This is a genomic window from Curtobacterium sp. MCBD17_008, from assembly GCF_003234475.1.
Classification (GTDB): Bacteria; Actinomycetota; Actinomycetes; order Actinomycetales; family Microbacteriaceae; genus Curtobacterium.
Window position 1 is genome coordinate 170,977 of sequence record NZ_QKTK01000001.1, and the last position, 21,147, is coordinate 192,123.

24 protein-coding genes are annotated in these 21,147 nt (G+C 71.8%); 8 read left to right on the top strand and 16 right to left on the bottom strand.

Going from position 1 to position 21,147, the window contains the following annotated elements:
- Nucleotides 1-21: 21 nt before the first annotated feature.
- From DEI95_RS00810 to DEI95_RS00820, 3 genes are read right to left on the bottom strand one after another with little or no spacing between them, the layout of a single operon-like run.
- Complete coding sequence (locus tag DEI95_RS00810) at nt 22-1,158, bottom strand: AMP-binding protein (RefSeq protein WP_181436149.1); 1,137 nt, start codon at nt 1,156-1,158, stop codon at nt 22-24.
- A complete protein-coding gene (locus tag DEI95_RS00815) occupies nt 1,158-2,087 on the bottom strand; it encodes a 1,4-dihydroxy-2-naphthoyl-CoA synthase (protein ID WP_110824645.1) in 930 nt (309 codons plus the stop codon). The genes DEI95_RS00810 and DEI95_RS00815 overlap by 1 nt, the downstream gene beginning before the upstream one ends.
- 59 nt (nt 2,088-2,146) lie before the next feature.
- Nucleotides 2,147-2,518, bottom strand: a complete 372-nt coding sequence (locus DEI95_RS00820; RefSeq protein WP_110824646.1) for a hypothetical protein — start codon at nt 2,516-2,518, stop codon at nt 2,147-2,149.
- A gap of 245 nt (nt 2,519-2,763) precedes the next feature.
- Here DEI95_RS00820 and DEI95_RS00825 point away from each other — a divergent pair, with 245 nt between their 5' ends.
- The gene (locus tag DEI95_RS00825; RefSeq protein WP_258367398.1) at nt 2,764-3,732 is read left to right on the top strand and encodes an o-succinylbenzoate synthase; all 969 of its coding nucleotides are present in this window, start codon (nt 2,764-2,766) and stop codon (nt 3,730-3,732) included.
- Between the two features lie 90 nt (nt 3,733-3,822).
- Here DEI95_RS00825 and ccsB read toward each other — a convergent pair whose 3' ends face one another.
- The 6 genes from ccsB to DEI95_RS00855 all read right to left on the bottom strand — a co-directional run bounded on the left by ccsB (nt 3,823) and on the right by DEI95_RS00855 (nt 10,153).
- Entirely contained in the window at nt 3,823-4,764 is a 942-nt protein-coding gene (gene ccsB, locus DEI95_RS00830; protein WP_110824841.1) for a c-type cytochrome biogenesis protein CcsB, read from the bottom strand.
- Nucleotides 4,765-4,811: 47 nt separating this feature from the next.
- Nucleotides 4,812-6,584 (bottom strand): cytochrome c biogenesis protein ResB, encoded by a 1,773-nt coding sequence (locus tag DEI95_RS00835; RefSeq protein WP_110890039.1) that lies wholly within the window; start codon nt 6,582-6,584, stop codon nt 4,812-4,814.
- Nucleotides 6,568-7,314, bottom strand: a complete 747-nt coding sequence (locus DEI95_RS00840; protein WP_110824648.1) for a cytochrome c biogenesis CcdA family protein — start codon at nt 7,312-7,314, stop codon at nt 6,568-6,570. Before DEI95_RS00840 ends, DEI95_RS00835 begins: the two co-directional genes overlap by 17 nt.
- Nucleotides 7,315-7,317: 3 nt before the next feature.
- Entirely contained in the window at nt 7,318-7,938 is a 621-nt protein-coding gene (locus DEI95_RS00845) for a TlpA disulfide reductase family protein (RefSeq protein ID WP_111059081.1), read from the bottom strand.
- Complete coding sequence (locus tag DEI95_RS00850) at nt 7,938-8,594, bottom strand: histidine phosphatase family protein (RefSeq protein WP_111059082.1); 657 nt, start codon at nt 8,592-8,594, stop codon at nt 7,938-7,940. The genes DEI95_RS00845 and DEI95_RS00850 overlap by 1 nt, the downstream gene beginning before the upstream one ends.
- 68 nt (nt 8,595-8,662) lie before the next feature.
- On the bottom strand, nt 8,663-10,153 hold the full coding sequence (locus DEI95_RS00855; protein WP_110911504.1) for a SulP family inorganic anion transporter: 1,491 nt from the start codon (nt 10,151-10,153) through the stop codon (nt 8,663-8,665).
- A gap of 156 nt (nt 10,154-10,309) precedes the next feature.
- On the opposite strand from DEI95_RS00855, the gene DEI95_RS00860 reads away from it, so the two are divergent.
- Nucleotides 10,310-10,711: a MerR family transcriptional regulator gene (locus DEI95_RS00860; RefSeq protein ID WP_110890043.1), complete on the top strand. Its 402-nt coding sequence runs from the start codon at nt 10,310-10,312 to the stop codon at nt 10,709-10,711.
- Nucleotides 10,712-11,011: 300 nt separating this feature from the next.
- Nucleotides 11,012-12,352, top strand: a complete 1,341-nt coding sequence (gene aspS, locus DEI95_RS00865; protein WP_111059083.1) for an aspartate--tRNA(Asn) ligase — start codon at nt 11,012-11,014, stop codon at nt 12,350-12,352.
- Nucleotides 12,353-12,668: 316 nt separating this feature from the next.
- On the opposite strand, the gene DEI95_RS00870 is transcribed toward aspS, so the two are convergent.
- The 5 genes from DEI95_RS00870 to DEI95_RS00890 all read right to left on the bottom strand — a co-directional run bounded on the left by DEI95_RS00870 (nt 12,669) and on the right by DEI95_RS00890 (nt 14,420).
- A complete protein-coding gene (locus tag DEI95_RS00870; protein ID WP_110824654.1) occupies nt 12,669-12,962 on the bottom strand; it encodes a Dabb family protein in 294 nt (97 codons plus the stop codon).
- Entirely contained in the window at nt 12,959-13,213 is a 255-nt protein-coding gene (locus tag DEI95_RS00875; RefSeq protein ID WP_110824655.1) for a glutaredoxin family protein, read from the bottom strand. Before DEI95_RS00875 ends, DEI95_RS00870 begins: the two co-directional genes overlap by 4 nt.
- A 154-nt stretch (nt 13,214-13,367) precedes the next feature.
- Entirely contained in the window at nt 13,368-13,466 is a 99-nt protein-coding gene (locus DEI95_RS00880) for a 30S ribosomal protein bS22 (protein WP_003792170.1), read from the bottom strand.
- A 157-nt stretch (nt 13,467-13,623) separates the two neighbouring features.
- Entirely contained in the window at nt 13,624-13,818 is a 195-nt protein-coding gene (locus DEI95_RS00885; protein ID WP_058729786.1) for a helix-turn-helix domain-containing protein, read from the bottom strand.
- An 86-nt stretch (nt 13,819-13,904) separates the two neighbouring features.
- Nucleotides 13,905-14,420, bottom strand: coding sequence for a helix-turn-helix transcriptional regulator (locus DEI95_RS00890; RefSeq protein WP_111059084.1), 516 nt, complete (start codon nt 14,418-14,420; stop codon nt 13,905-13,907).
- Between the two features lie 72 nt (nt 14,421-14,492).
- Between DEI95_RS00890 and DEI95_RS00895 the strand changes: the two genes are divergently transcribed.
- Together DEI95_RS00895 and DEI95_RS00900 are read left to right on the top strand one after the other, a co-directional pair.
- Entirely contained in the window at nt 14,493-15,929 is a 1,437-nt protein-coding gene (locus DEI95_RS00895; RefSeq protein ID WP_110824658.1) for a TrkH family potassium uptake protein, read from the top strand.
- Complete coding sequence (locus DEI95_RS00900; RefSeq protein WP_110824659.1) at nt 15,922-16,617, top strand: TrkA family potassium uptake protein; 696 nt, start codon at nt 15,922-15,924, stop codon at nt 16,615-16,617. The genes DEI95_RS00895 and DEI95_RS00900 overlap by 8 nt, the downstream gene beginning before the upstream one ends.
- Before the next feature lie 18 nt (nt 16,618-16,635).
- On the opposite strand, the gene proC is transcribed toward DEI95_RS00900, so the two are convergent.
- Nucleotides 16,636-17,466 carry a pyrroline-5-carboxylate reductase gene (gene proC, locus DEI95_RS00905; protein WP_111059085.1) on the bottom strand — a complete coding sequence of 277 codons (831 nt, stop codon included), beginning with the start codon at nt 17,464-17,466 and terminating at the stop codon, nt 16,636-16,638.
- Between the two features lie 91 nt (nt 17,467-17,557).
- Here proC and DEI95_RS00910 point away from each other — a divergent pair, with 91 nt between their 5' ends.
- Nucleotides 17,558-18,514 (top strand): cation diffusion facilitator family transporter, encoded by a 957-nt coding sequence (locus DEI95_RS00910; RefSeq protein WP_110824661.1) that lies wholly within the window; start codon nt 17,558-17,560, stop codon nt 18,512-18,514.
- A gap of 30 nt (nt 18,515-18,544) precedes the next feature.
- Here DEI95_RS00910 and DEI95_RS00915 read toward each other — a convergent pair whose 3' ends face one another.
- Nucleotides 18,545-18,976, bottom strand: a complete 432-nt coding sequence (locus DEI95_RS00915) for a nucleoside deaminase (RefSeq protein WP_110890187.1) — start codon at nt 18,974-18,976, stop codon at nt 18,545-18,547.
- Between the two features lie 106 nt (nt 18,977-19,082).
- On the opposite strand from DEI95_RS00915, the gene upp reads away from it, so the two are divergent.
- Together upp and DEI95_RS00925 are read left to right on the top strand one after the other, a co-directional pair.
- The gene (gene upp / locus DEI95_RS00920) at nt 19,083-19,718 is read left to right on the top strand and encodes a uracil phosphoribosyltransferase (RefSeq protein ID WP_110890048.1); all 636 of its coding nucleotides are present in this window, start codon (nt 19,083-19,085) and stop codon (nt 19,716-19,718) included.
- Between the two features lie 488 nt (nt 19,719-20,206).
- Nucleotides 20,207-21,028 (top strand): winged helix-turn-helix domain-containing protein, encoded by an 822-nt coding sequence (locus DEI95_RS00925; RefSeq protein WP_258367377.1) that lies wholly within the window; start codon nt 20,207-20,209, stop codon nt 21,026-21,028.
- Nucleotides 21,029-21,147: the final 119 nt, after the last annotated feature.

Consider the following 21,147-nt stretch of genomic DNA (forward strand, 5'->3'; position numbering starts at 1 on the left):
CGGGTCAGGAGCGCGAGCTGCTCAGGCGTCCGGGTCGGCCAGCGCGCGGACGGCTCGTCGGTCGGGCTTGCCCGACGGGAGCATCGGCATGCGGTCCACGACGAGCACCGCGGCGGGACGTGCGGCACGGCCGAGTGCGTCGCCGACGCGGGCCCGGACGACCTCGAGCGGCACGGCCCGCTCCGTCACCACGACCGGCACCTCGCCCCACTCCCCCGACGCCCGGCGCGTCACGACCGCGCCGTCCTGGCCCGGCAGCTCGCGCACGGCCCGCTCCACCGCGCCGAGCGGGACCTTCTCCCCGCCGGAGACGACCACGTCGTCCAGTCGACCGGACACCCGGACGCGTCCGTCCTCGATCGTCGCGGCGTCGCCGGTGCGGTACCAGCGGCGGCCGTCACGCTCGGTGAAGACGGCCGCCGTCCGCTCGTCGTCACCGAGGTACCCCTCGGCGAGCATCGGTCCGGTCAGCTGCAGCTCGCCGTCGAGCACTTCGGCGTGGACGGTGTCGAAGGGGACGCCGTCGTAGACGCAGCCCCCGCTCGTCTCGCTCGCGCCGTACGTCGTCACGACGCGGACACCGGCACCGCGCGCCCGGTCGGCCAGTGCGGCGGGGGTCGCCTGCCCGCCGACCAGCACCGCGTCGAACCGCGCGAGGGCCGCGGTGGCCCGGGGGTCGTCGAGCACGCGCGCGAGCTGGACGGGCACGAGCGAGGTGTACCGACGCGGGCCTGCCGGGCCGACCTCGAGCCGGTCCGCTGCGTCGGCGAACGCCCCGGCGTCGAAGTGCCCGGGCGGGACGACGACCGGGGTCGTGCCCGCGACGATCGACCGGGTCAGCACGTTGAGGCCCGCGATGTAGTGGGTCGGCAGGGCGAGCACCCAGCCGCCCGGACCGCCGAGGGCCGCGTCCGCGGCGGCGGCACCGGCGAGCAGCGCCGCCGCAGACAGCGCCACGCGCTTGCCCGTCCCGGTGGAGCCGCTCGTCTCGACGACCAGGGCCACCCCCTGCGGCACGTGGGTCGGCGCGCGCGTCGGCAGCGGCGGACCGTCCACCGCGACGGGGAGCAGTGCGGGGCCGCCGGTCAGGGCGGCCTCCAGTCCGCGGAGCACGACCAGCGGGTCGGCCGCGCTCGTCGCGACCAGCGGACGCGGCATCAGTAGTGCCAGGGGAACGCGGTCCAGTCGGGCGAGCGCTTCTCGAGGAAGGAGTCGCGGCCCTCGACGGCCTCGTCCGTGCCGTACGCCAACCGCGTGGCCTCGCCGGCGAAGACCTGCTGACCGACCATGCCGTCGTCCACCGCGTTGAAGGCGTACTTGAGCATCCGGATCGCGGTCGGCGACTTGCCCAGGATCGTCTCGCCCCAGCGGATGGCCTCGCGCTCCAGGTCCTCGTGCGGCACGACCTTGTTCACGGCGCCCATCTCGTAGGCACGCTGGGCGGAGTACTCCTCGGCCAGGAAGAAGACCTCACGCGCGAGCTTCTGGCCGATCTGCTTCGCGTAGTAGGCGCTGCCGTAGCCACCGTCGAAGGAGCCGACGTCGGCGTCGGTCTGCTTGAACTTCCCGTGCTCCGCGCTCGCGATGGTGAGGTCGCAGACCGCGTGCAGCGAGTGCCCGCCGCCCGCTGCCCATCCGGGGACGACCGCGATGACGACCTTCGGCATCATCCGGATGAGGCGCTGCACCTCGAGGATGTGCAGCCGTCCCATCGACGCCTGGGCGGCAGCGGGGTCGACGCCCTCCGGCGGTGCGCCCTCGTCGCCCACGTACTGGTAGCCGCTTCGGCCCCGGATGCGCTGGTCGCCGCCGGAACAGAACGCCCACCCGCCGTCCTTCGGGCTCGGTCCGTTGCCGGTGAGCAGGACCACGCCGACGCGGGGGTCCTGGCGGGCGTCGTCCAGTGCCCGGTGGAGCTCGTCGACCGTACGCGGGCGGAAGGCGTTCCGTACCTCGGGGCGGTCGAACGCCACCCGGACGATGCCGCCGGAGACGTGCTTGTGGTAGGTGACGTCGGTGAACCGCTCGGCGATCGGAGCAGCGGTCCAGACGTCGGGGTCGAACAGGTCGGAGACGGCAGAGGGCATGTCCCGAACCTACCGCGGGCCCCGGTGGCCAGGTCCGCTCCCGCCCGGTCGGACCGCTCCTACTGCATGCCGGCGAGCATCTCCGGCGCGACGATGACGACGAGCACGATGAGGATCACCGGGTTCGCGAAGAAGGCGAGCACGACCCCGACGACCCCGTACCAGCGGCCGAACGACCCGACGGCCGAGATGAAGCCGAGGACCGCCGCGACCAGGGTGAGGAAGACGACCACGAAGCAGATGCCGAACGCGAACGTGGTGTCCCCGCCCATGAAGACGGCGAAGGCGCTCGCGTCCACCGCCGCTGCGACGACGGCCAGGCCGAGCGCGATCTTCCCGATGACGGGGTTGCGGCGACGGCGGTCGGCAGGTTGACGGCGGACGTCGACGGTGCCCTGGCGCATGAGCCGCGCGAACTCGTCGGTCGCCACCGGGCCTCCTCGTCGATCCACCTCGTCGCTCCACGGTCGGCTCCGTGGACGGTGCCGACCCGGCCGACCGGTGGTCGACCGGAGCGATGGTAGTGCGCTGCCCTGGCGGTCCCCTCGGAACAGCCGGGAGGACACATGGAGCGTGCTGCGAGGATGGCGGCGTGCCCGATGTGACCCCGCCGACCGCTCCGTCATCACCGTCCGACCGCGGCGCGCCGTCGTCGTCCACAGCCGCCGTCCCCGACCTGGACGACCTGCTCGCGACCGCCAGGGTCGTCGCCCTGCCGATGCGGGTCCGCTTCCGCGGCATCACCGTGCGCGAGGCACTCGTCCTCCGCGGCCCCGAGGGGTGGACCGAGTTCTCCCCCTTCGTCGAGTACGACGACGCCGAGGCCGCCGCGTGGCTCCGCGCCACCATCGACTTCGGGTGGACGCCGCGCCGACCGGCGGCCGACTCGGTCCCGGTCAACGCGACGGTGCCCGCGATCGCCGCGGCGGACGTCCCCGACCTGCTCCGGCGCTACCCCGGGTGCACCACCGCGAAGGTGAAGGTCGCCGAGCCCGGGACGGGCATCGAGGACGACGTCGCCCGGGTCGCCGCCGTCCGCCGCGCGATGGGCGAGGACGCCGCCGTCCGCGTCGACGCGAACGGGCTCTGGTCGCTCGACGACGCGACCCGCGCCCTGGAACGGCTCGCTCCGTTCCGCCTGCAGTACGCCGAGCAGCCGGTCGCCTCGGTCGCGGACCTCGCCGCCCTCCGGTCGCGCGTGGCGGGCCTCGGTGTCCTGATCGCGGCCGACGAGAGCGTCCGCAAGGCCGCGGACCCGCTGGCCGTGGCCCGGGCCGGAGCCGCCGACGTCCTCGTGGTCAAGGCGCAGCCACTCGGCGGCGTCACCGCGGCACGCGCGGTGATCGCCGAGGCCGGCCTGCCCTGCGTGGTCTCCAGCGCGCTCGACACCTCCGTCGGGCTCGGGATGGGCGCGTTCCTCGCCGCCGCTGCGATGGCCCCCAGCTACGCCGCCGGACTCGGCACGGGCGTGATGCTCACGGGCGACGTGACCGCCGACCCGCTGGTGCCCGTCGACGGGCGGATCGCCGTGCGCCGGGTCGAGGCGGACACCGCCCTGCTCGAACGCTGGGCTGCGGCCCCCGACCGCACCGCGTGGTGGGAGGCGCGACTGCGTCGGGTGCACGCGCTCCTGACCGCGCGGTGACCACGCCGCCCACACGACGGACGGGAGGCCCGACACCAGCTGGTGTCGGGCCTCCCGTCCGTCCGGAGCCGCGTCGGCGACGCGCCGGTGTCAGAGCCCGGAGTAGCTGTGCAGCCCCTTGAAGAAGACGTTGACCACCGAGAAGTTGAACATCACGGCCGCGAAGCCGATGAGCGCCAGCCACGACGAGCGCGCACCACGCCACCCACGGGTCGCGCGGGCGTGGATGTACCCGGCGTAGAGCACCCAGATGATGAAGGTCCAGACCTCCTTGGTGTCCCACCCCCAGTACCGGCCCCAGGCGCGCTCGGCCCAGATCGCGCCGGCGATGAGCGTGAAGGTCCAGAGCACGAAGCCGACCAGGATCACGCGGTAGCTGAGGACCTCGAGGCGGTCCGCGTCGGGCAGCGTCGCCATGAAGCGCAGCTTCCGCGACTCCGGACGTCCCAGGCGGTACGTCTGGACGAGCTGCGCGACCGCGAGTCCCGCGCCGAGGGCGAAGAACCCGGTGCCGGCGATGGCGACGAAGACGTGGATGACGAGCCAGTACGACTGCAGCGCGGGCTGCAGCGGCACGACGGGCACGTAGTAGTTCACCGTCGCGATGCCGAGCAGGATGATCGTCAGGCCGGTGATGAACACACCGAGGAACTTGAGGTCCTGCCAGAACTGCACGAGCAGGAACACCAGGATGATGAGCCCCGTGCCCGTGAGCGAGAACTCGAACATGTTGCCCCACGGCACTCGCTCGGCCGCGATGCCCCGGAGGACGATCGCGCCGACGTGCACCACGAGGGCGAGCACCGTCATGGCCATGCCGACCCGTTCGAACCGGGATCCGCGCTGACCGCCGCCCGGGCTCTGCTGCTCGACTCGCTCCAGGACGACGGTGCCGCCCTGCACGGTCGCCACCGTGGCCGCTGCCCCGTCACGCGAGGCGGTTCCGGTCGCCGAGCCGGCCGCGCCGACGTCTCCGGCGCGCTTGGCCATGTCGAGCGCGAACGAGATGAACGCGATGACGTAGACCGCCATCGCGGAGTACGTCAGGACCACCGAGTAGGTGGCGAGGGTTGTCGTGTTCACTGGGCGATCCTAACTCCGAGGTCCGACATGTGCCGCTGGGCGATGTCCGCCACCGCCCGCTCGAGGTTCGGGTCCTCACCGCGGGCCAGACCCGCGTACTCGAGGTCGAACTCCCCGTGCTCCGCACCCGTCCGCCGCACGGCCTTGACCCACACGCGTCGGCGCGGGACGAACAGCGAGGTGAGCAGGCCGAGCACGGAGAGGATCGCGAAGGCGGCGACCCAGAGCTGCGACGGGTCGTGGTGCACGTCGAGGGACACGTAGCGCTTCACCCCGTCGAAGGTGATCGACCCGGCGCCGTCCGGGAGCTGCTTCGTCTCGCCGGGCTTCATCGAGATGCTCGGGGTGTCCGCCTGCCGGCCCGCGATCTGCGTCAGCCCCTTCGTCGAGAGCTGGTAGACGCTCTGCGGGACACCGTCGTCCAGGCCGAGGTCGCCCGTGTATACCTGCAGCGACAGCATCGGGTTCTCGGTGTCCGGGTACGCCGACGCGAAGGCACCGGTGCTCTGCTTCACCGCGGTCGGGTAGAAGAACCCGATCATGCCGAGCTGATCCGGTGACGCGTCCGGGACCTTGATGACGCCGGTCGAGGTGTAGTTCGCGTCCTCGGGCAGGAAGGGCACGACGTCCTGGAACGCCACGTCGCCCTCGCCGTCCCGCACCGTGACCTGCATCGCGTAGCCGTTGCCGAGCAGGTACACGTTCGTCCCGCCGATCGCGAGCGGCTCGTTCACGCCGAGTCGGCTCGTCTTCTCCGCGCCGTCCCGGGTCCGGCCGGTCACGGTCGCGGAGTAGTCGGTCGCCTGCCCGAGTGCGTCGAGGTTGGTCTCCTCGTACTTCGTCTCGAAGTCGTCGAGCGTCAGGTTGTAGCCCTGCAGGTCCGACTGCGAGAACCAGCGGCCGGGGTTGAACGAGTCGTACGAGCCGAGGACGTTCGTGAAGGTCTGCCCCTCGACGAGCAGTCGCTGGCCGGTGTAGCTGAACCCGCCACCGAGGCCGACGGCCAGGAGCACACCCACGAGGGCCGCGTGGAACACCAGGTTGCCGGTCTCGCGGAGGTACCCGCGCTCGGCGCTGACGGAGTCCCCGAACCGCTCGACGCGGTAGCCGGAGCGCTTCAGCTGCGCCATCGCGGACGTCACGGCGTGGTCGACGGACGGGAGGCCCGGGGCGGCGTCCGCCCCGGCGGTCGCGGCCACGCCCTCCGCGCCGGCACCGGTCGCGGTGGCACGGACCGTCTCGGGGGTCACCGCGACGGTGCGGAAGCCGGCGAGCCGACCGAGTCGCGCCGGCGTCTTCGGGGGCCGTGTCCGCAGCGCCTGCCAGTGGTGGCGGGTGCGCGGCACGATGCAGCCGATGAGCGAGACGAAGAGCAGCAGGTAGATCGCCGAGAACCAGACGGACGTGTAGGTGTCGAACACCTGCAGCTTGTCGAGCACCGGGAAGAGCGTCGGGTGGTCGTTCTCGTACTGCACGACGCCGTTCGGGTCCGCCTGCCGCTGCGGCACGAGCGACCCCGGGATGGCCGCGAGGGCGAGCAGCATGAGCAGGAAGAGCGCCGTGCGCATGCTCGTCAGCTGACGCCAGGCGAAGCGGAGGTACCCGACGACACCGAGCTTCGGCTGCGCGATCCCGTCGTCCCGGGCGCTCGACGCGGCCGGGGTCCCGTCGACGTGGTCGGACGGTCGCTGGGGGTCCGACGTGCGGTCGGCACCGGTCCCGGCCTCGTCGACCAGGTCGTCCTCGTTGCGCTCAGACCGCGGGGACAAAGCTCTGGATCACCGCCCCGACGCTCGACATGACGGCCGACCAGATGCCGGTGACCATGAGCAGACCGATGACGATCAGGATCGCTCCTCCGATGATGTTGACGGTGCGCATGTGCCGCTTGACGACGCCGATCGCGCCCGAGGCCCATCCGGCGCCGAGTGCGACGAGCAGGAACGGGACGCCGAGTCCGATGCAGTACGCGATGCCGAGCACGACGCCCTGCCAGGCGCTGCCGGACTGGAAGCTGATGAGGTTGATCGCCGCCAGGGTCGGGCCGATGCAGGGCGTCCACCCGAGCGCGAACACGATGCCGAGCAGCGGGGCGCCGAGCAGCCCGGTGCGCGGGGTGAAGGACGACTTGACGGTCCGCTGCAGGAACGTGAACCGTCCGATGAAGACCAGGCCCATCGCGATCACGACGATGCCCATGAGCTGCACGATGAGGTCCCGCCAGCGCACGAGCCAGAAGCCGACCGCGCCCGCCGCAGCGGACCCCAGGACGAAGACGACGGTGAAGCCGAGCACGAACAGGAGCACGCCGAGGAGCACGCGTCCGCGCGAGTGCCGCGAGCCGTCGGCGATCCCGCCCACGTACCCGAGGTAGCCCGGCACGAGGGGCAGCACGCACGGCGACAGGAACGAGACGAGCCCGGCGAGCGCCGCCACGGGCAGCCCGACGAGGAGCTGCCCGCTGAAGATCGCGTCGGCGAAGGGGTTGCCGCTGGACACCGGTCAGGACACCTTGCCGGACAGTTCGTCGTCCACCAGGGTGGTGAGGATGCCCGGTCCGTCGACCGCACCGAGGACCCGCGCTGCGACCCGGCCCTGCTCGTCGAGGACGATCGTCGTCGGCACGGCGTTCGGGGCGATCTCACCGGAGAGCGCGAGCTGCATGGTGCCGGTCCGGGCGTCGAGGACCGTCGGGTAGTCGACGCCGAACTTGCGCTCGAAGGCCTCCGCGGTACCGGCCTCGTCACGGACGTTGACGCCGACGAACTGCACGTCGTCGTCGGCGAACCGGTCGTGCACGGTGTTGAGGTGCTTCGCTTCTGCCCGGCACGGCGGGCAGCCGGCGTACCAGAAGTTGATGACGACGACGTCGCCGCGCATCGCCTTCGACGACAGCTCGTCGCCCGTGATCGACTCAGCGGTGAAGTCGACGGGGTCGGAGCGGTCGGCTGCCGCGACCTCGGTCACCGCACCGGTCCCCGAGATGTAGTTCTGGGTGCTGCCGTTCCCGTACTGCTTCGACAGGGAGTCGTTGCTCGAGGAGCAGCCGACGAGCACGAGCACCGTCGCGATCGCGATCGCTGCAGCACCGGCGGTCCGGGTCCGGGTGCGGGTTGTGCGCATCACACTGCTCCTTCGTCGATGGCCGAGGCGCGGAGCTCTGCCGCCGGGTCCGCGTACCCGACCTCGGTGAACCGGACGGCCGCGGTGCCGGGGGTCCGCACGAGGGTCGTGATGCTCGAGAGGTCGCACCGGCGCTTCCGGGGGTCGTGCCAGAGGGGCTCCCCCGCCAGCCGACGGTGCACCATCCAGATCGGCAGCTGGTGGCTCACGAGGACGACGTCGCCCTCGTCGACGCTCTCCCACGCGGTCGTGACGGCGGCGAGCATCCGGTTGGCGATCGACTCGTACGCCTCGCCCCAACTCGGGCGCATGGGGTTCGCGATCCACGGCCACTCACTCGGCCGACGGACCGAGCGCTTGGTGAACCCCGGCGGCTGGCCCTCGTAGCGGTTCGTCGGCTCGATGAGCCGTTCGTCGATGCGGACGTCGAGGCCGTAGACCGCCGCCCACGGCGCGGCCGACTCCTGCGTGCGCTGCAACGGCGAGGCGACGATCGCCCGGACGTCGATGCCGGCGTCCTTCCAAACGGTGGCCGAGGCCTGGGCCATCCGGGTGCCGAGCTCGCTCAGACCGAAGCCCGGGAGCCGCCCGTAGAGGACACGGTCGGGGTTGTGGACCTCGCCGTGCCGCACGAGGTGGATCTTGGTCGCGGGCATGGGTTCCAGTGTAGGTCGGTCCCGCTCGTCCACCGGCCCCACAGCGGATCCACGGACTTCGGGACCGTTCAGTCGAGGTGCCCGGACAGCCGACCGTGCAGGGCGGTCGAACCGGTGTTCAGGTTGACCACCTCCACCGTGGACCCGTGCTTCGCGAACCGCTGCTCGACCCCGTCCAGGGCGGCCACCGTGCTCGCGTCGAACACGTGCGCCTCGGACATGTCGACGACGACGTACTCGGGGTCCTCGGCGTAGGAGAACCGGTTGACGAGGTCGTTCGAGGACGCGAAGAACAGTGCCCCGCGCACCCGGTAGCGGACCGTGCGCTCGTCGACCGGTTCGCGCACGACCTCGACGACGTGAGCGACCCGGCGGGCGAACACCAGTGCTGCGACGACGACCCCGACGAGGACCCCGGTGGCGAGGTTCTCGGTCGCCACGACGACCAGCACGGTGATGACCATGACGGCGGTCTCGCCGAGGGGCATGCGGCGGAGGGTGCGCGGCCGGATGCTGTGCCAGTCGAACGTGGCGACGCAGACCATGAGCATCACCGCGGTGAGCGCCGCCATCGGGATCTGTGCGACCAGGTCGTGCAGGACGATCGTCAGGACGAGGACCGCTGCCCCGGCGACGAAGGTCGAGACCCTGGTGCGGGCACCCGCGGTCTTGACGTTGATGACGGTCTGCCCGATCATCGCGCACCCGCCGGTGCCGCCGAAGAAGCCCGAGGCGACGTTCGCGATCCCCTGACCCCACGACTCCCGCCAGGCACTCGAGCGGGTCTCGGTGACGGCGTCGACGAGCTGCGCGGTGAGCAGCGTCTCGATGAGGCCGACGATCGCGACACCGAAGGCGTACGGCGCGATGATCCGCAGGGTGTCCAGGGTGAACGGGACCGTGATGCCGGTGAACCCCGGCAGGGCGGTGGGGAGCGAGCCCTCGTCGCCGACGGTGGGGACCGCGATGCCGAACACCATCGTGATCGCCGTCACGACGACGACGGCGATGAGCGGTGCCGGGACGGCCTTGGTGAGGAACGGGACGCCGACGATGAGCGCGACGCCGAGGGCGGTCAGGGGCCACACGACGGGTGGCACTCCGTCGCCGAGGAGGTTCGGCAGCTGCGCGGTGAAGATGAGGATCGCCAGCGCGTTGACGAACGCCAGGTTGACGCTCCGTGGGATGAAGCGCATCAGCCGCGCGACGCCGAGGAACCCGAGCACGAGTTGGAACACGCCGCCGAGCACGATCGCCGGGACGAGGTACGCGACGCCGTGGTCCCGCACGAGGGGTGCGATCACGAGCGCGACCGATCCGGCAGCGGCGGAGATCATCGCCGGCCGGCCGCCGACGACCGAGATGACGATCGCGAAGACGACGCTCGAGAAGAGGCCGACCGCGGGGTCGACGCCCGCGACCACGGAGAACGAGATCGCTTCCGGGATGAGGGCGAGCGCCGTGACGACCCCCGCCAGGACCTCCCGGGTGAGGAGGCGCGGGGACCGCAGGGCGGTGCGGACGCTCGGCGTGACGGGAGCAGCGGTGGAGATCGACATCGCCGCAACCCTACCCTCACGTGAGGGTAGGGATGACGACGCCCCGACAGCACGAGCGCGGCGACCAGCGGGAGGGCAGCGCGGCCGGGCGTCCCGCTGGCGGGCGCGGCCGCGCGGTCAGCCTCCCACCCACCGGGCTCTGCCACGATGTCGGACATGACCGTTCCCGACGTCCCCGCGACCATGCACATCGGCGAACTCGCCGAGCGCACCGGGATGTCACTCCGGTCCATCCGGCACTACGACGAGGTCGGGCTCCTCGTCCCGAGCGGCCGCACCGCCGGCGGGTTCCGCGTCTACACGGCCGGTGACCTGGAGCGGTTGCTCGTCATCCGGCGGATGAAGCCGCTCGGGTTCACGCTCGAGGAGATGGCCGGGCTCCTCCGCGTCGTCGACGGACTGACGGCCGGCGACCCTGCCGAGGCCGCGGACCTCGCCGCCCGGCTCGACGCGTTCCTCGAGGACGCCACCGCCCGGCACGCGAAGCTGTTGGAGCGGGCGGCCATGGCCGAGGAGTTCATCGGCACACTCGGGTCCTTGCGCGCCTCGCTGCCCTGATCCGTCCTCTCCCGTCTGCTGGGACGTCCGCCTGACGCGGGCGCGCTCGTCCGGCACGAGCGAGAGGGGTGACCAGGTCGCAGCACCTTCCCGGACCCTCCGTCACGGGTACCGCCCCGTTCGTCCTACGACCTGGCCACGACGACGACGCTACGGACGTCGCCGGGCCGGCACGGGCCTCCCGGCCGGACTGTGGACAGCCGAGCGACGAGTCGCGGCTGTGGGCGGAAGGCCACCTCCCGGACCCGGGTTCTGCACAGGCGACGCCGTTCCCGCGCCCGGCCGGTAGACTCGACGACCGTGATCGAACGCACCCGCATCGCCGACCTGGCAAGCCTCCCCGACGGCCCCGTCTCCGTGGCCGGATGGGTCGAGACCGTCCGCGATCAGAAGAAGGTGCAGTTCGTCGTGCTGCGCGACGAGACCGGCGCCGTCCAGCTCGTGAACCCCGCGACGCGTGAAGCGGCCGAGGGCGACGACGCGTCCGCTGCGGCCCTCGCGACCACCGAGACGATCTCGGGCCTCGCGCACGGCTCGTTCATCCACGTCGCCGGCACGCTCAAGGCGGACGAGCGCGTGAAGCTCGGCGGGCTCGAGGTCAAGGTCGGCGAACTGACCGTCGTCAGTGCCGCCATCCCCGAGACCCCGATCGCGGACGACTCCTCGCTCGACAAGCGCCTCGACTGGCGCTTCCTCGACCTGCGCAACCGCAAGCAGAACCTGATCTTCCGCATCCAGACGACCCTCGAGCACGCGTTCCGCACGTACTGGGTCGAGCGCGACTACATCGAGATCCACACCCCGAAGCTGATGGCCTCCGCATCGGAGTCCCGCGCCGAGCTCTTCCAGCTCGAGTACTTCGAGACGACGGCGTACCTGGCGCAGTCGCCGCAGAACTTCAAGCAGATGGCACAGCCCGCGGGCTTCGGCGCCGTGTTCGAGATCGCCGACGCGTTCCGCGCCGACCCCTCGTTCACCAGCCGGCACGCCACGGAGTTCACCAGCGTCGACGCCGAGTTCTCGTGGATCGAGTCGCACGCAGACGTCATGGCGATGCACGAGGAGGTCCTCGTCGCCGGCATCACGGCCGTCAAGGAGAAGTACGGCACCGCGATCGAGGAGGTCTTCGGCTTCGAGCTGCAGGTCCCGACGACGCCGTTCCCCCGTGTGACCCTCGCCGAAGCGCGGAAGATCGTCGCGGACAGCGGCTACGAGGTCGTCCGCGCCGACGGTGATCTGGACCCCGAGGGCGAGCGCCGCGTCTCCGCATGGGCGAAGGAGCACCACGGCTCCGAGTTCGTCTTCGTCACCGACTACGACGCCTCGATCCGGCCGTACTACCACATGCGTCACGCCGACGACCCGACGCTCACGAACAGCTACGACCTGCTGTTCAACGGCGCCGAGATCTCCACGGGCGCGCAGCGCGAGCACCGCGTCGACGTGCTGACCGCGCAGGCGGAGGAGAAGGGCCTGGACCCCGCCGAGCTCGGCTGGTACCTGGACTTCTTCCGCTACGGCGTCCCGCCGCACGGTGGGTTCGGGATGGGCCTCGCGCGCGTGCTCATGCTCATGCTCGGCGAGCCGTCCATCCGCGAGGTCACGTACCTCTTCCGCGGCCCGACGCGCCTCACGCCGTAGCGCGCCTCACGCCGGAGCCCGGCGCGGAGCGCCGCCGACCGGCGCCGACCGGCGCCGACCGGCGCCGACCGGCGCGGGAGCGGCGCCGACCGGCGCCGCACAACGAGAACCGGCTCGAACCACGGACGTCCGTGGTTCGAGCCGGTTCTCGTTGGGCCGGTCCGACGCGCGCCGGCAGCAGCGGCGCGCGCCGGCAGCAGCGGCGCGCCGGCAGCGACGCGCGCCGGCAGCGACGCGCGCCGGCAGCGACGCGCGCTGGCAGCAGCGACGCGCGCCGACAGCAGCGACGCGCGCCGACAGCGGCGACCCGCGCCGCTCAGTCCTGCCAGTCGATGGCCGCCCGCGCGGTGACGAGACCGCGGATCTCGGCGGCGGCCGCCTGGTGGTCGGGGTGCACCTGGTACTCGTCGAGACCGGCCAGGTCGTCGAACTCCGCGACGACGGCGACGTCCTGGTTCTTCCCCGGGTAGGCGACGTTCTCGACCACCTGGAGCGACCTGATGGACGGGATGACCCCGACGAGCCCCGTCAGGAGTTCTCGGATCCGGGCCACGGCGTCGTCGCGGTCCAGGTCCTCGCGCAGGGTCCAGGAGACCACGTGGCGGATCATGCGCGGGCCTCGGCCTGCTCGAGCGCCCGGGCGAGTCGCTCGGGATCGACGTGCCAGTTGCTGTGCACCCGTCCGTCGACGAGCACGACGGGGATGTCCTCCGCGTACTCCAGGCGGAGGGCGTCGTCGTCGAGGATCGACCGCTCCTCGAACGTGACCCCGGGACGGTCGGCGACGACACGTTCGACGATCGGACGGGCGTCGTCACAGAGGTGGCATCCGGGCTTGGTGAGGAGCGTCACGGCTGGCATGCGACCAGGCTACCCGCGCCGGTGCGGGCACTCCCGATGTGCTGACGGGCCTCCAGGCGGCGTGTGCGGCGGCGACGTCCCGGTGCGGTCGTCGACGAGCCCGGGAAACGCAAGAGCCCCGGCGGACCGGGGCTCTTGCTGCGGGTCTCTCGACCTACTTCTTGTTGCGACGCTGGTGGCGCGTCTTGCGAAGGAGCTTGCGGTGCTTCTTCTTCGCCATGCGCTTGCGACGCTTCTTGATGACAGAACCCATGTGGACCTCGCTCGGACTGATGCTGATGTACGGACACCGGGCCGATGAAGCCGCGGAAAATCAACCTGCCCGAGTCTACCGGCTGGCTGCTGCGATGTCGAACGGCGCCGGAACGGACGGTGGACGCCCGGTGTGGAACGGTCGTGCTTCGTGCGGGTCAGCCGACGTCGGCGATGCCGCCGCGCAGGAGTTCCGCGACCGCCGACTCCGGCACCCGGAAGGACCGGCCGAAGCGGATGGCGGGGAGCTCCCCCGCGTGGACCATGCGGTAGACCGTCATCTTGGAGACGCGCATCATCTCGGCGACCTCCGCGACGGTGAGGAAGCGCACGTCGTCGAAACTGCCGGTCATGGTCCGCCTTCGGGCTGGCTCGTGGTGTGACCTGTGTGGTCCCTGGTCACTGTAGGGGCGCGTGCAGCCCGGTGTCCAGCAACTGTTCAGTCGTCCTCGGGCCGCTTCGTGAAGCGACGCCGGCTCCGGTCGACGACCCGCTCCCAGCCCTGCTGCGCACCGGTGATCGCGACCGTCGCGCGGTGCGACGCCTCGGCCATCACCCGGCCGAGTTCGGTGCCCACCTCCACGGTCGCCTTGCCGGCCGCACCGCTCCTCCGGACAGACACCGGCTGACCGTCCGGCGTCCACGACGTGGTCGCGGGCGTGCCGTCGGCGTCCACGGCGTTCGTGAAGGGGACGACCCACTCCTCGATGCCGAGCAGGGGCTCCGGGTCGAGCCGGTAGTAGCGGTGCTGCCCCTCCTCCCGGCTGGTCACGAGACCGATGTCGCGGAGGACGCGGAGGTGCTTCGAGACGGTCGGTTGGCTGACCCCGAGTCGCAGGACGAGTTGCCCGACGCTCAGTTCGCCACCGGTCGCGTCGGCACCGAGGGCGGTGAGGAGCTCGCCCAGCAGCGCCCGGCGCGTCGGGTCCGCGACGACGCTGAAGATGTCGGCCATGCGGCAAGGCTAACGGCGGCCGTGCGGATGTACCATGACGAACCGTCCCGCCCATGTCCCCGGAGGCATACGATGCTCGACCGCACCGAGCCGGTCCCCACCGTCGGGGACCTGTCGGGTCAGCGCCGCCCGGGGAAGCTCGTGACGGCCCTGCGCTCGTCGCCCTCGCGGCTGGCGATCCTCGTCTTCATCGTGCTCATCTTCCTGTTCACGGCGCTGTTCATGACCCCGATGGCGTCGGCGGACGGGACCGTGACGCACTTCTCCGACGCCCTGTTCACCGCGGCGAGCGTCGTCTGTGTCACCGGCCTGGCGACGGTCGACATGGCGACGCACTGGTCGGTGTTCGGCAAGGTCCTCGTCGTCATCGGGACGCAGATCGGTGCGCTCGGCGTGCTCACCTTCGCCTCGATCCTCGGGCTCGTTGTCACCCGCCGCCTCGGGCTGCGCGCCAAGCTCATCGCGGCCGGGGACTCGAACCCGCTGCGCACGCACCACGGCGCCGTGCCGGAGGGCCAGGCGGTCCGCCTCGGCGACGTCGGCACGCTGCTGCTCACCGTCGCGGTGAGCACACTGACGATCGAGGTCGTCATCGGTCTGCTGCTCCTGCCGAGCGTGCTCGTCACCGGTGTGCCGTTCTGGACGGCGGTCGGCGACTCCTTCTACTACTCGGCGATGGCCTTCACGAACACGGGCTTCGCGCCGAACGCCGACGGTCTCGACCCGTACGCCCACGACTACTGGTTCCTCAGCCTCCTGATGGTCGGCGTCGTGGCCGGGTCGATCGGGTTCCCGGTCATCCGGACCTTGACGAAGCAGCTCCGGTCCCCCCGCCGCTGGCCCATCCACGTGAAGCTCACGCTCGCGACGAGCCTCGTGCTGCTCCTCGGCGGCACGGCGGCGTACATCGCCCTCGAGGCGTCGAACCCCGAGACGTTCGGACAGGAGGGCGCCGGGCGCACCGCGTTCCAGGCGCTCTTCCTGTCGACGATGACGCGGTCGGGTGGGTTCTCGCTCGTCGACTTCGACGAACTGAACGGCTCGAGCCTGCTCGTCACCGACATGCTCATGTTCATCGGTGGCGGCTCCGCCTCCACCGCCGGCGGCATCAAGGTCACCACGCTCGCCGTGCTCTTCCTCGCGGCCGTCGCGGAGGCCCGTGGCCGGCAGAGCATGGAGGTGTTCGGCCGTCGGATCCCGAGCGACGTCCTGCGCGTGGCGGTCGCGATCGTCCTCTGGGGGGCGACCATCGTCGCGGTCGCCACCGTCGTGCTGCTGCAGATCACGCACGAGCCGCTCGACCGCGTCCTGTTCGAGGTGATCTCGGCCTTCGCGACGTGCGGGCTGTCCTCCGGGGTGTCCGCGGACCTGCCGGAGTCCGGGAAGTACGTGCTCGCCGCCACGATGTTCCTCGGTCGTGTCGGTACAGTGACCATCGCCGCCGCGCTCGCCGCCAGTCAGAGCCGGCAGCTGTTCCGCCGTCCCGAGGAGAGGCCGATCGTTGGCTGACCGACACCGTCCGCACGCCCAGCAGGGTCCCGTCAGCCACGACGCCCCGGTCCTCGTGATCGGTCTCGGGCGGTTCGGTGCCGCGACCGCCGGGCAGCTCGAACGGCAGGGGCGTGACGTCCTCGTCGTGGACACGGACGCCGCGCTCGTGCAGAAGTGGTCGGACCGGGTGACGCACGCGGTCCAGGCCGACGCGACCGACATGGACGCGCTCAAGCAGATCGGCGCGCAGGACTTCGCCATCGCGGTCGTCGGCACCGGTTCGGACCTGGAGTCGAGCGTGCTCATCACGGCCAACCTGGTCGACCTCGGCGTCCCGCAGATCTGGGCCAAGGCGATCAGCCGCTCGCACGGCACGATCCTCAGCCGCATCGGCGCGAACCACGTGGTCTACCCCGAGCGGGAGGCCGGCGAGCGTACGGCGCACCTGGTGTCCGGTCGGATGCTCGACTTCATCGAGTTCGACGACGACTTCGCCGTGGTGAAGATGTTCCCGCCGCGGGCGGTCCGCGGGCGGGACCTGGCGACCACGGTCATCCGGACGCGGCACGGCCTGACGGTGCTCGGCATCAAGCCGCCCGGTCAGGCGTTCGTGCCGGCGACGCCGGACAGTGTCATCGGCGAGGACGACGTCATCATCGTCTCGGGCACGGAGACGGACCTCGAACGGTTCGCGGCGCTCGAGTAGCCCCGCCGGGGGGCGGGCTCAGAGCCGCGACAGCTCCTCGGCCCTGGCGATCGCGGCCCGGGCGGCGTGTTCGAGCACGTCGGCCAGGTCGGCGTCCTGCAGCACGGCCACGGCACGCTCGGTCGTGCCCTTCGGGCTGGTCACCGCGCGGCGCAGGTCGGCCGGCTCACTGCCGGACCGCGCGAGGAGCTCGACCGCCCCGCGGACCGTGCCCTGCACCATCGTCCGTGCCTGGTCGGGGCTGAACCCGAGCGCCTCCGCGGACCGCTGCCACTGCTCGACGAACAGGAAGACGTAGGCGGGGCCCGACCCGGACACCGCGGACAGCGCGTCGAGCTGCGCCTCCGGGACGTCGAGGACGTCCCCGGACACGGCGAACACGGACGATGCGAGGGCGACCGCCTCGGCGTCGGCCGACGCGCCGGCACTGATCCCGGTGACCCCGAGGCCGACCCCGATCGGCGTGTTCGGGAGGGCACGGACGACACGGACGCCGGCAGGCACGTGGGCCTCCATGGAGGCGGTGGTCACGCCGACGGCGACGCTCACGACGACCGCGTCCGGCTCGAGGTCGGCGGCGACCTCGTCGAGCAGGTCCACGACGCCGAAGGGCTTCACGCCGAGCACCACGACGCCGGCCCCGCGCACGGCGGCCCGGTTCGCGTCCGGGTCCACCTCGGACGCGACGGCGTGCAGCCCGGTGAACCGGTGTGCCGACGCGGACGCCTCGGACCGGGTGGTGACGGCCACGGAGTCCGGCGAGACCCCGGCGGCGAGGAGCCCCTGCAGGACCGCGCCGGACATGGAACCGACGCCGAGCATGGCGACGCGGGGCAGTGCGATGGTCATGGCCCGACCCTACCGACGACCGGGACCGTCCCGACGGCCGGCGGCCCAGTATCGTGGTCGAGGTCGGTACGAGAAGGGGTCGGACAGCCACATGAGCGCTTCCGGAGGGACCAAGGCGATCTTCGCCGCACTCGGTGCGAACGTCGGGATCGCGATCGTGAAGTTCATCGCGGCGGCGATCAGCGGGTCCGCGTCGATGCTCGCGGAGGGCGTGCACTCCCTCGCCGACTCCGCGAACCAGCTGCTCCTGCTGCTCGGCGGCCGGCGGGCGAGGAAGGCCGCCGACGAGGAGCACCCCTTCGGTCACGGCCGTGAGCGGTACGTGTACGCCTTCGTCGTCTCGATCGTGCTCTTCTCGGTCGGCGGCGTGTTCTCGCTGTACGAGGGCATCGAGAAGTTCGCCCACCCGCACCCGCTCGAGAACTGGTGGCTGCCGATGGCCGTGCTCGTCATCGCGATCGGGCTCGAGGGCTTCTCGCTGCGCACGGCGCTCGGGGAGGCACGGCCGCACAAGGGCGACCAGTCGTGGGTGCAGTTCGTCCGCCGCGCGAAGGCCCCGGAGCTGCCGGTCGTCATGCTCGAGGACACCGCGGCCCTGATCGGCCTCGTCTTCGCGTTCTTCGGCGTCGGCCTCACCGTGCTCACCGGCAACGGGGTCTTCGACGCGATCGGCACGGTGCTCATCGCGGTGCTGCTCATCGCCGTCGCGCTCGTGCTCGGTGTCGAGACGAAGAGCCTTCTCGTCGGCGAGGGCGCCAGCTCCGGTGACGTCGCCCGGATCAAGCAGGCCGTGCTCGACGGCCCCGAGGTCGATTCGGTGATCCACCTGAAGACCCTGTACCTGGGTCCGGACGAGCTCATGGTCGGCGTCAAGGTGGCGGTCGACGGCGACCGTCGTCTCGGGGACGTCGCCGCCGGCATCGACACGGTCGAGGAGCGCGTGCGCGCCGCGGTGCCGATCGCCCGGGTCATCTACATCGAGCCGGACGTCCGACGGGACGGGCCGCACCCGTCGACCGAGGCGATCGTGCTCCGCGCCGCCGACTGACGGACCGGTCCCGGCGGCCGCCCGGGCTCGTCAGCGGCGCCCGGCGAAGAAGGCGTCGAGGAGCGCCGCGCAGTCCTGCTCGAGCACCCCGGCGACGACCTCGGCGCGGTGTGGGAGCCGACGATCACGGGCGATGTCGTAGACGCTGCCGCTCGCGCCCGCCTTGGGGTCCCACGCTCCGAAGACGATCCGTGGCACGCGCGCGGCGAGCAGTGCCCCGGCGCACATCGGACACGGTTCGAGCGTGACGACGAGCGTGTGCGCGGTCAGGTGCCAGTCCCCCGTGACCGCGGCGGCCGCGCGCAACGCCAGGACCTCGGCGTGCGCGGTCGGGTCCTGACGGGCCTCCCGTTCGTTGCGACCCACGGCGACGACGTCCCCCGCGGCGTCGAGCACGACGGCACCGACCGGGACGTCGCCGGTGGCCAGGCACGCCCGCGCCTCCGCCAGCGCCAGCTCCATGGCGGGGACGAACGGTCGTCCGGCCGGGTGCTCCACACGTCCTCCACCCCGACGCCGACGACGGCCGCGACCGCCGGTCGGGGTGCGGCGCGGTACGCTCGACCCTATGCGAGTCCATGTCGCCGACCACCCGCTCATCACCCACAAGCTCTCGGTGCTCCGCGACCGGACCACTCCCTCCCCCACGTTCCGTGCCCTGACCGAGGAGCTCGTCACGCTCCTCGCGTACGAGGCCACGCGCAACGTCCGGGTCACGGCGACGCCGATCAGCACGCCGGTCGCGCAGACCATGGGCGTGGCCATCGCGAAGCCCCGTCCGCTCGTCGTGCCGATCCTCCGCGCCGGACTCGGCATGCTCGAGGGCATGGTCAAGCTCGTCCCCACGGCCGAGGTCGGCTTCCTCGGCATGGCCCGCGACGAGGAGACCTTCGAGCCGCAGACCTACGCCGAGCGGCTGCCGGACGACCTGTCGAACCGCCAGTGCTTCGTGCTCGACCCGATGCTCGCGACCGGTGGGACCCTCGCCGCGGCGATCGAGTTCCTCTTCGACCGCGGTGCGGTCGACGTCACGTGCGTCTGCATCCTGGGCGCGCCCGAGGGCCTCGCCGCCCTCGAGAAGGCGGTCGGCGACCGTGACGTCACGATCGTCCTCGGCGCGCTCGACGAGCGCCTCGACGAGAACGGGTACATCGTCCCGGGCCTCGGCGATGCGGGCGACCGCCTCTACGGTCTGGCCGACTAGCGACCGCACCACCTGACGGACGGGAGGCACTCCATCGGACGGATGGAGGGCCTCCCGTCCGTCACGTGGCGGCACTGTCCGCGCACGTCACCGTCCGTGCGGACGGTTGACACGGCGTTGGTACACCACGGATACTCGGGCCATGACTGCAACCCCGTCCACCCGAGCCCTCCGCGAGGCCAAGGGGACCGTCGGCATGATGATGCCGACCACGGCGGTCATGCGTTGTCGAATGTGTGCCTGATCGGTACCCGTTCCAGCCGGATCCTCCGCGACACCACCCCCGTCGCGCGAGCGTGATCCCGCGGTGACGACCCCGTCGACGACGCGCACCACCGTCACGAGGTCGGACCCCGTTCCCCCGGATGAGCCCCGGTCCCGCACAGGGACCGCAGGGCAGATCGGCGTACCGCCGACCCGGGCCGACGCATTCGACACCGGCCGATGCTCCACCACTCCGCTCGGCCGCACCACCCGGAGACCGCACCATGTCGCTCACCATCGCCCAGCCCCGCACCGCCCACACCGACGCCGCCCGTGACCGGAGCGTCGCCGGGCTCCGGACGACCGCGTCCGCGCCGACCGACCTCGGCCACGTGACGCCGATCGGGACACGTCGCACTCCGGTCGCCCAGCCCGTGCGGCCGGTCGCCGACCGGACGGCCGTCCCGACCAGCCCCGTCGTCGCCCCGCAGCGCAACCGCGCACTGCCCGAGGGCACGGAGGCGCGCGGGTTCGCGCTGTACGTCGGACTCGACGAGGCCGCGGCAGCTGCGGCCGGTACGACCCTGGCTGCCGTCGTCGAGCAGCTCAAGGCGCTCACCGCTCAGCTCGTGCCGTCGGCGGAGACCTACGCCGCCGTCGCCGTCGCCGCGGAGGGGTCCGGCGGACGAGACGTCGACGTGGTCCGGCTGGCGCTGCAGGACCGGTCGGCGGTGGCCGCGCGCAAGCAGGCCGAAAAGCCGGAACCGGAGGAGACCGGTGTCGTCATCGACATCTCGCGCAAGCGGGTCGTCCTCGACGGCGAGACCGCGCCGCTGACCTTCAAGGAGTTCGAGCTGCTGCAGTTCCTCGTCCTCCGCGAGGGGCGCACGGTCGACCGTTCGGCGATCATCGAGGGCCTCTGGTCCGCCGGCGACGACGAGACGCCGAACGAGCGCACCATCGACGTCCACGTCCGCCGTCTGCGGGCGAAGCTCGGCGCCTTCGAGGAGATCGTGCGGACGGTCCGCGGTGTCGGGTACCGCTTCGACCGGCACGCCGACGTCTCCGTGCGCTACGCCTCCACGCCGTCGCCCGACCTCTTCTGAACCGACGCTCGACGAGCGCTCGGGCAACTCGCAGGAACAGGCGGCGTGGCCGCCTTCCCTGGCGTTACCGCTTCGTTATACAGTCGGACGTGCAGTCGGTGTTTGCTGTGGCACCGGCT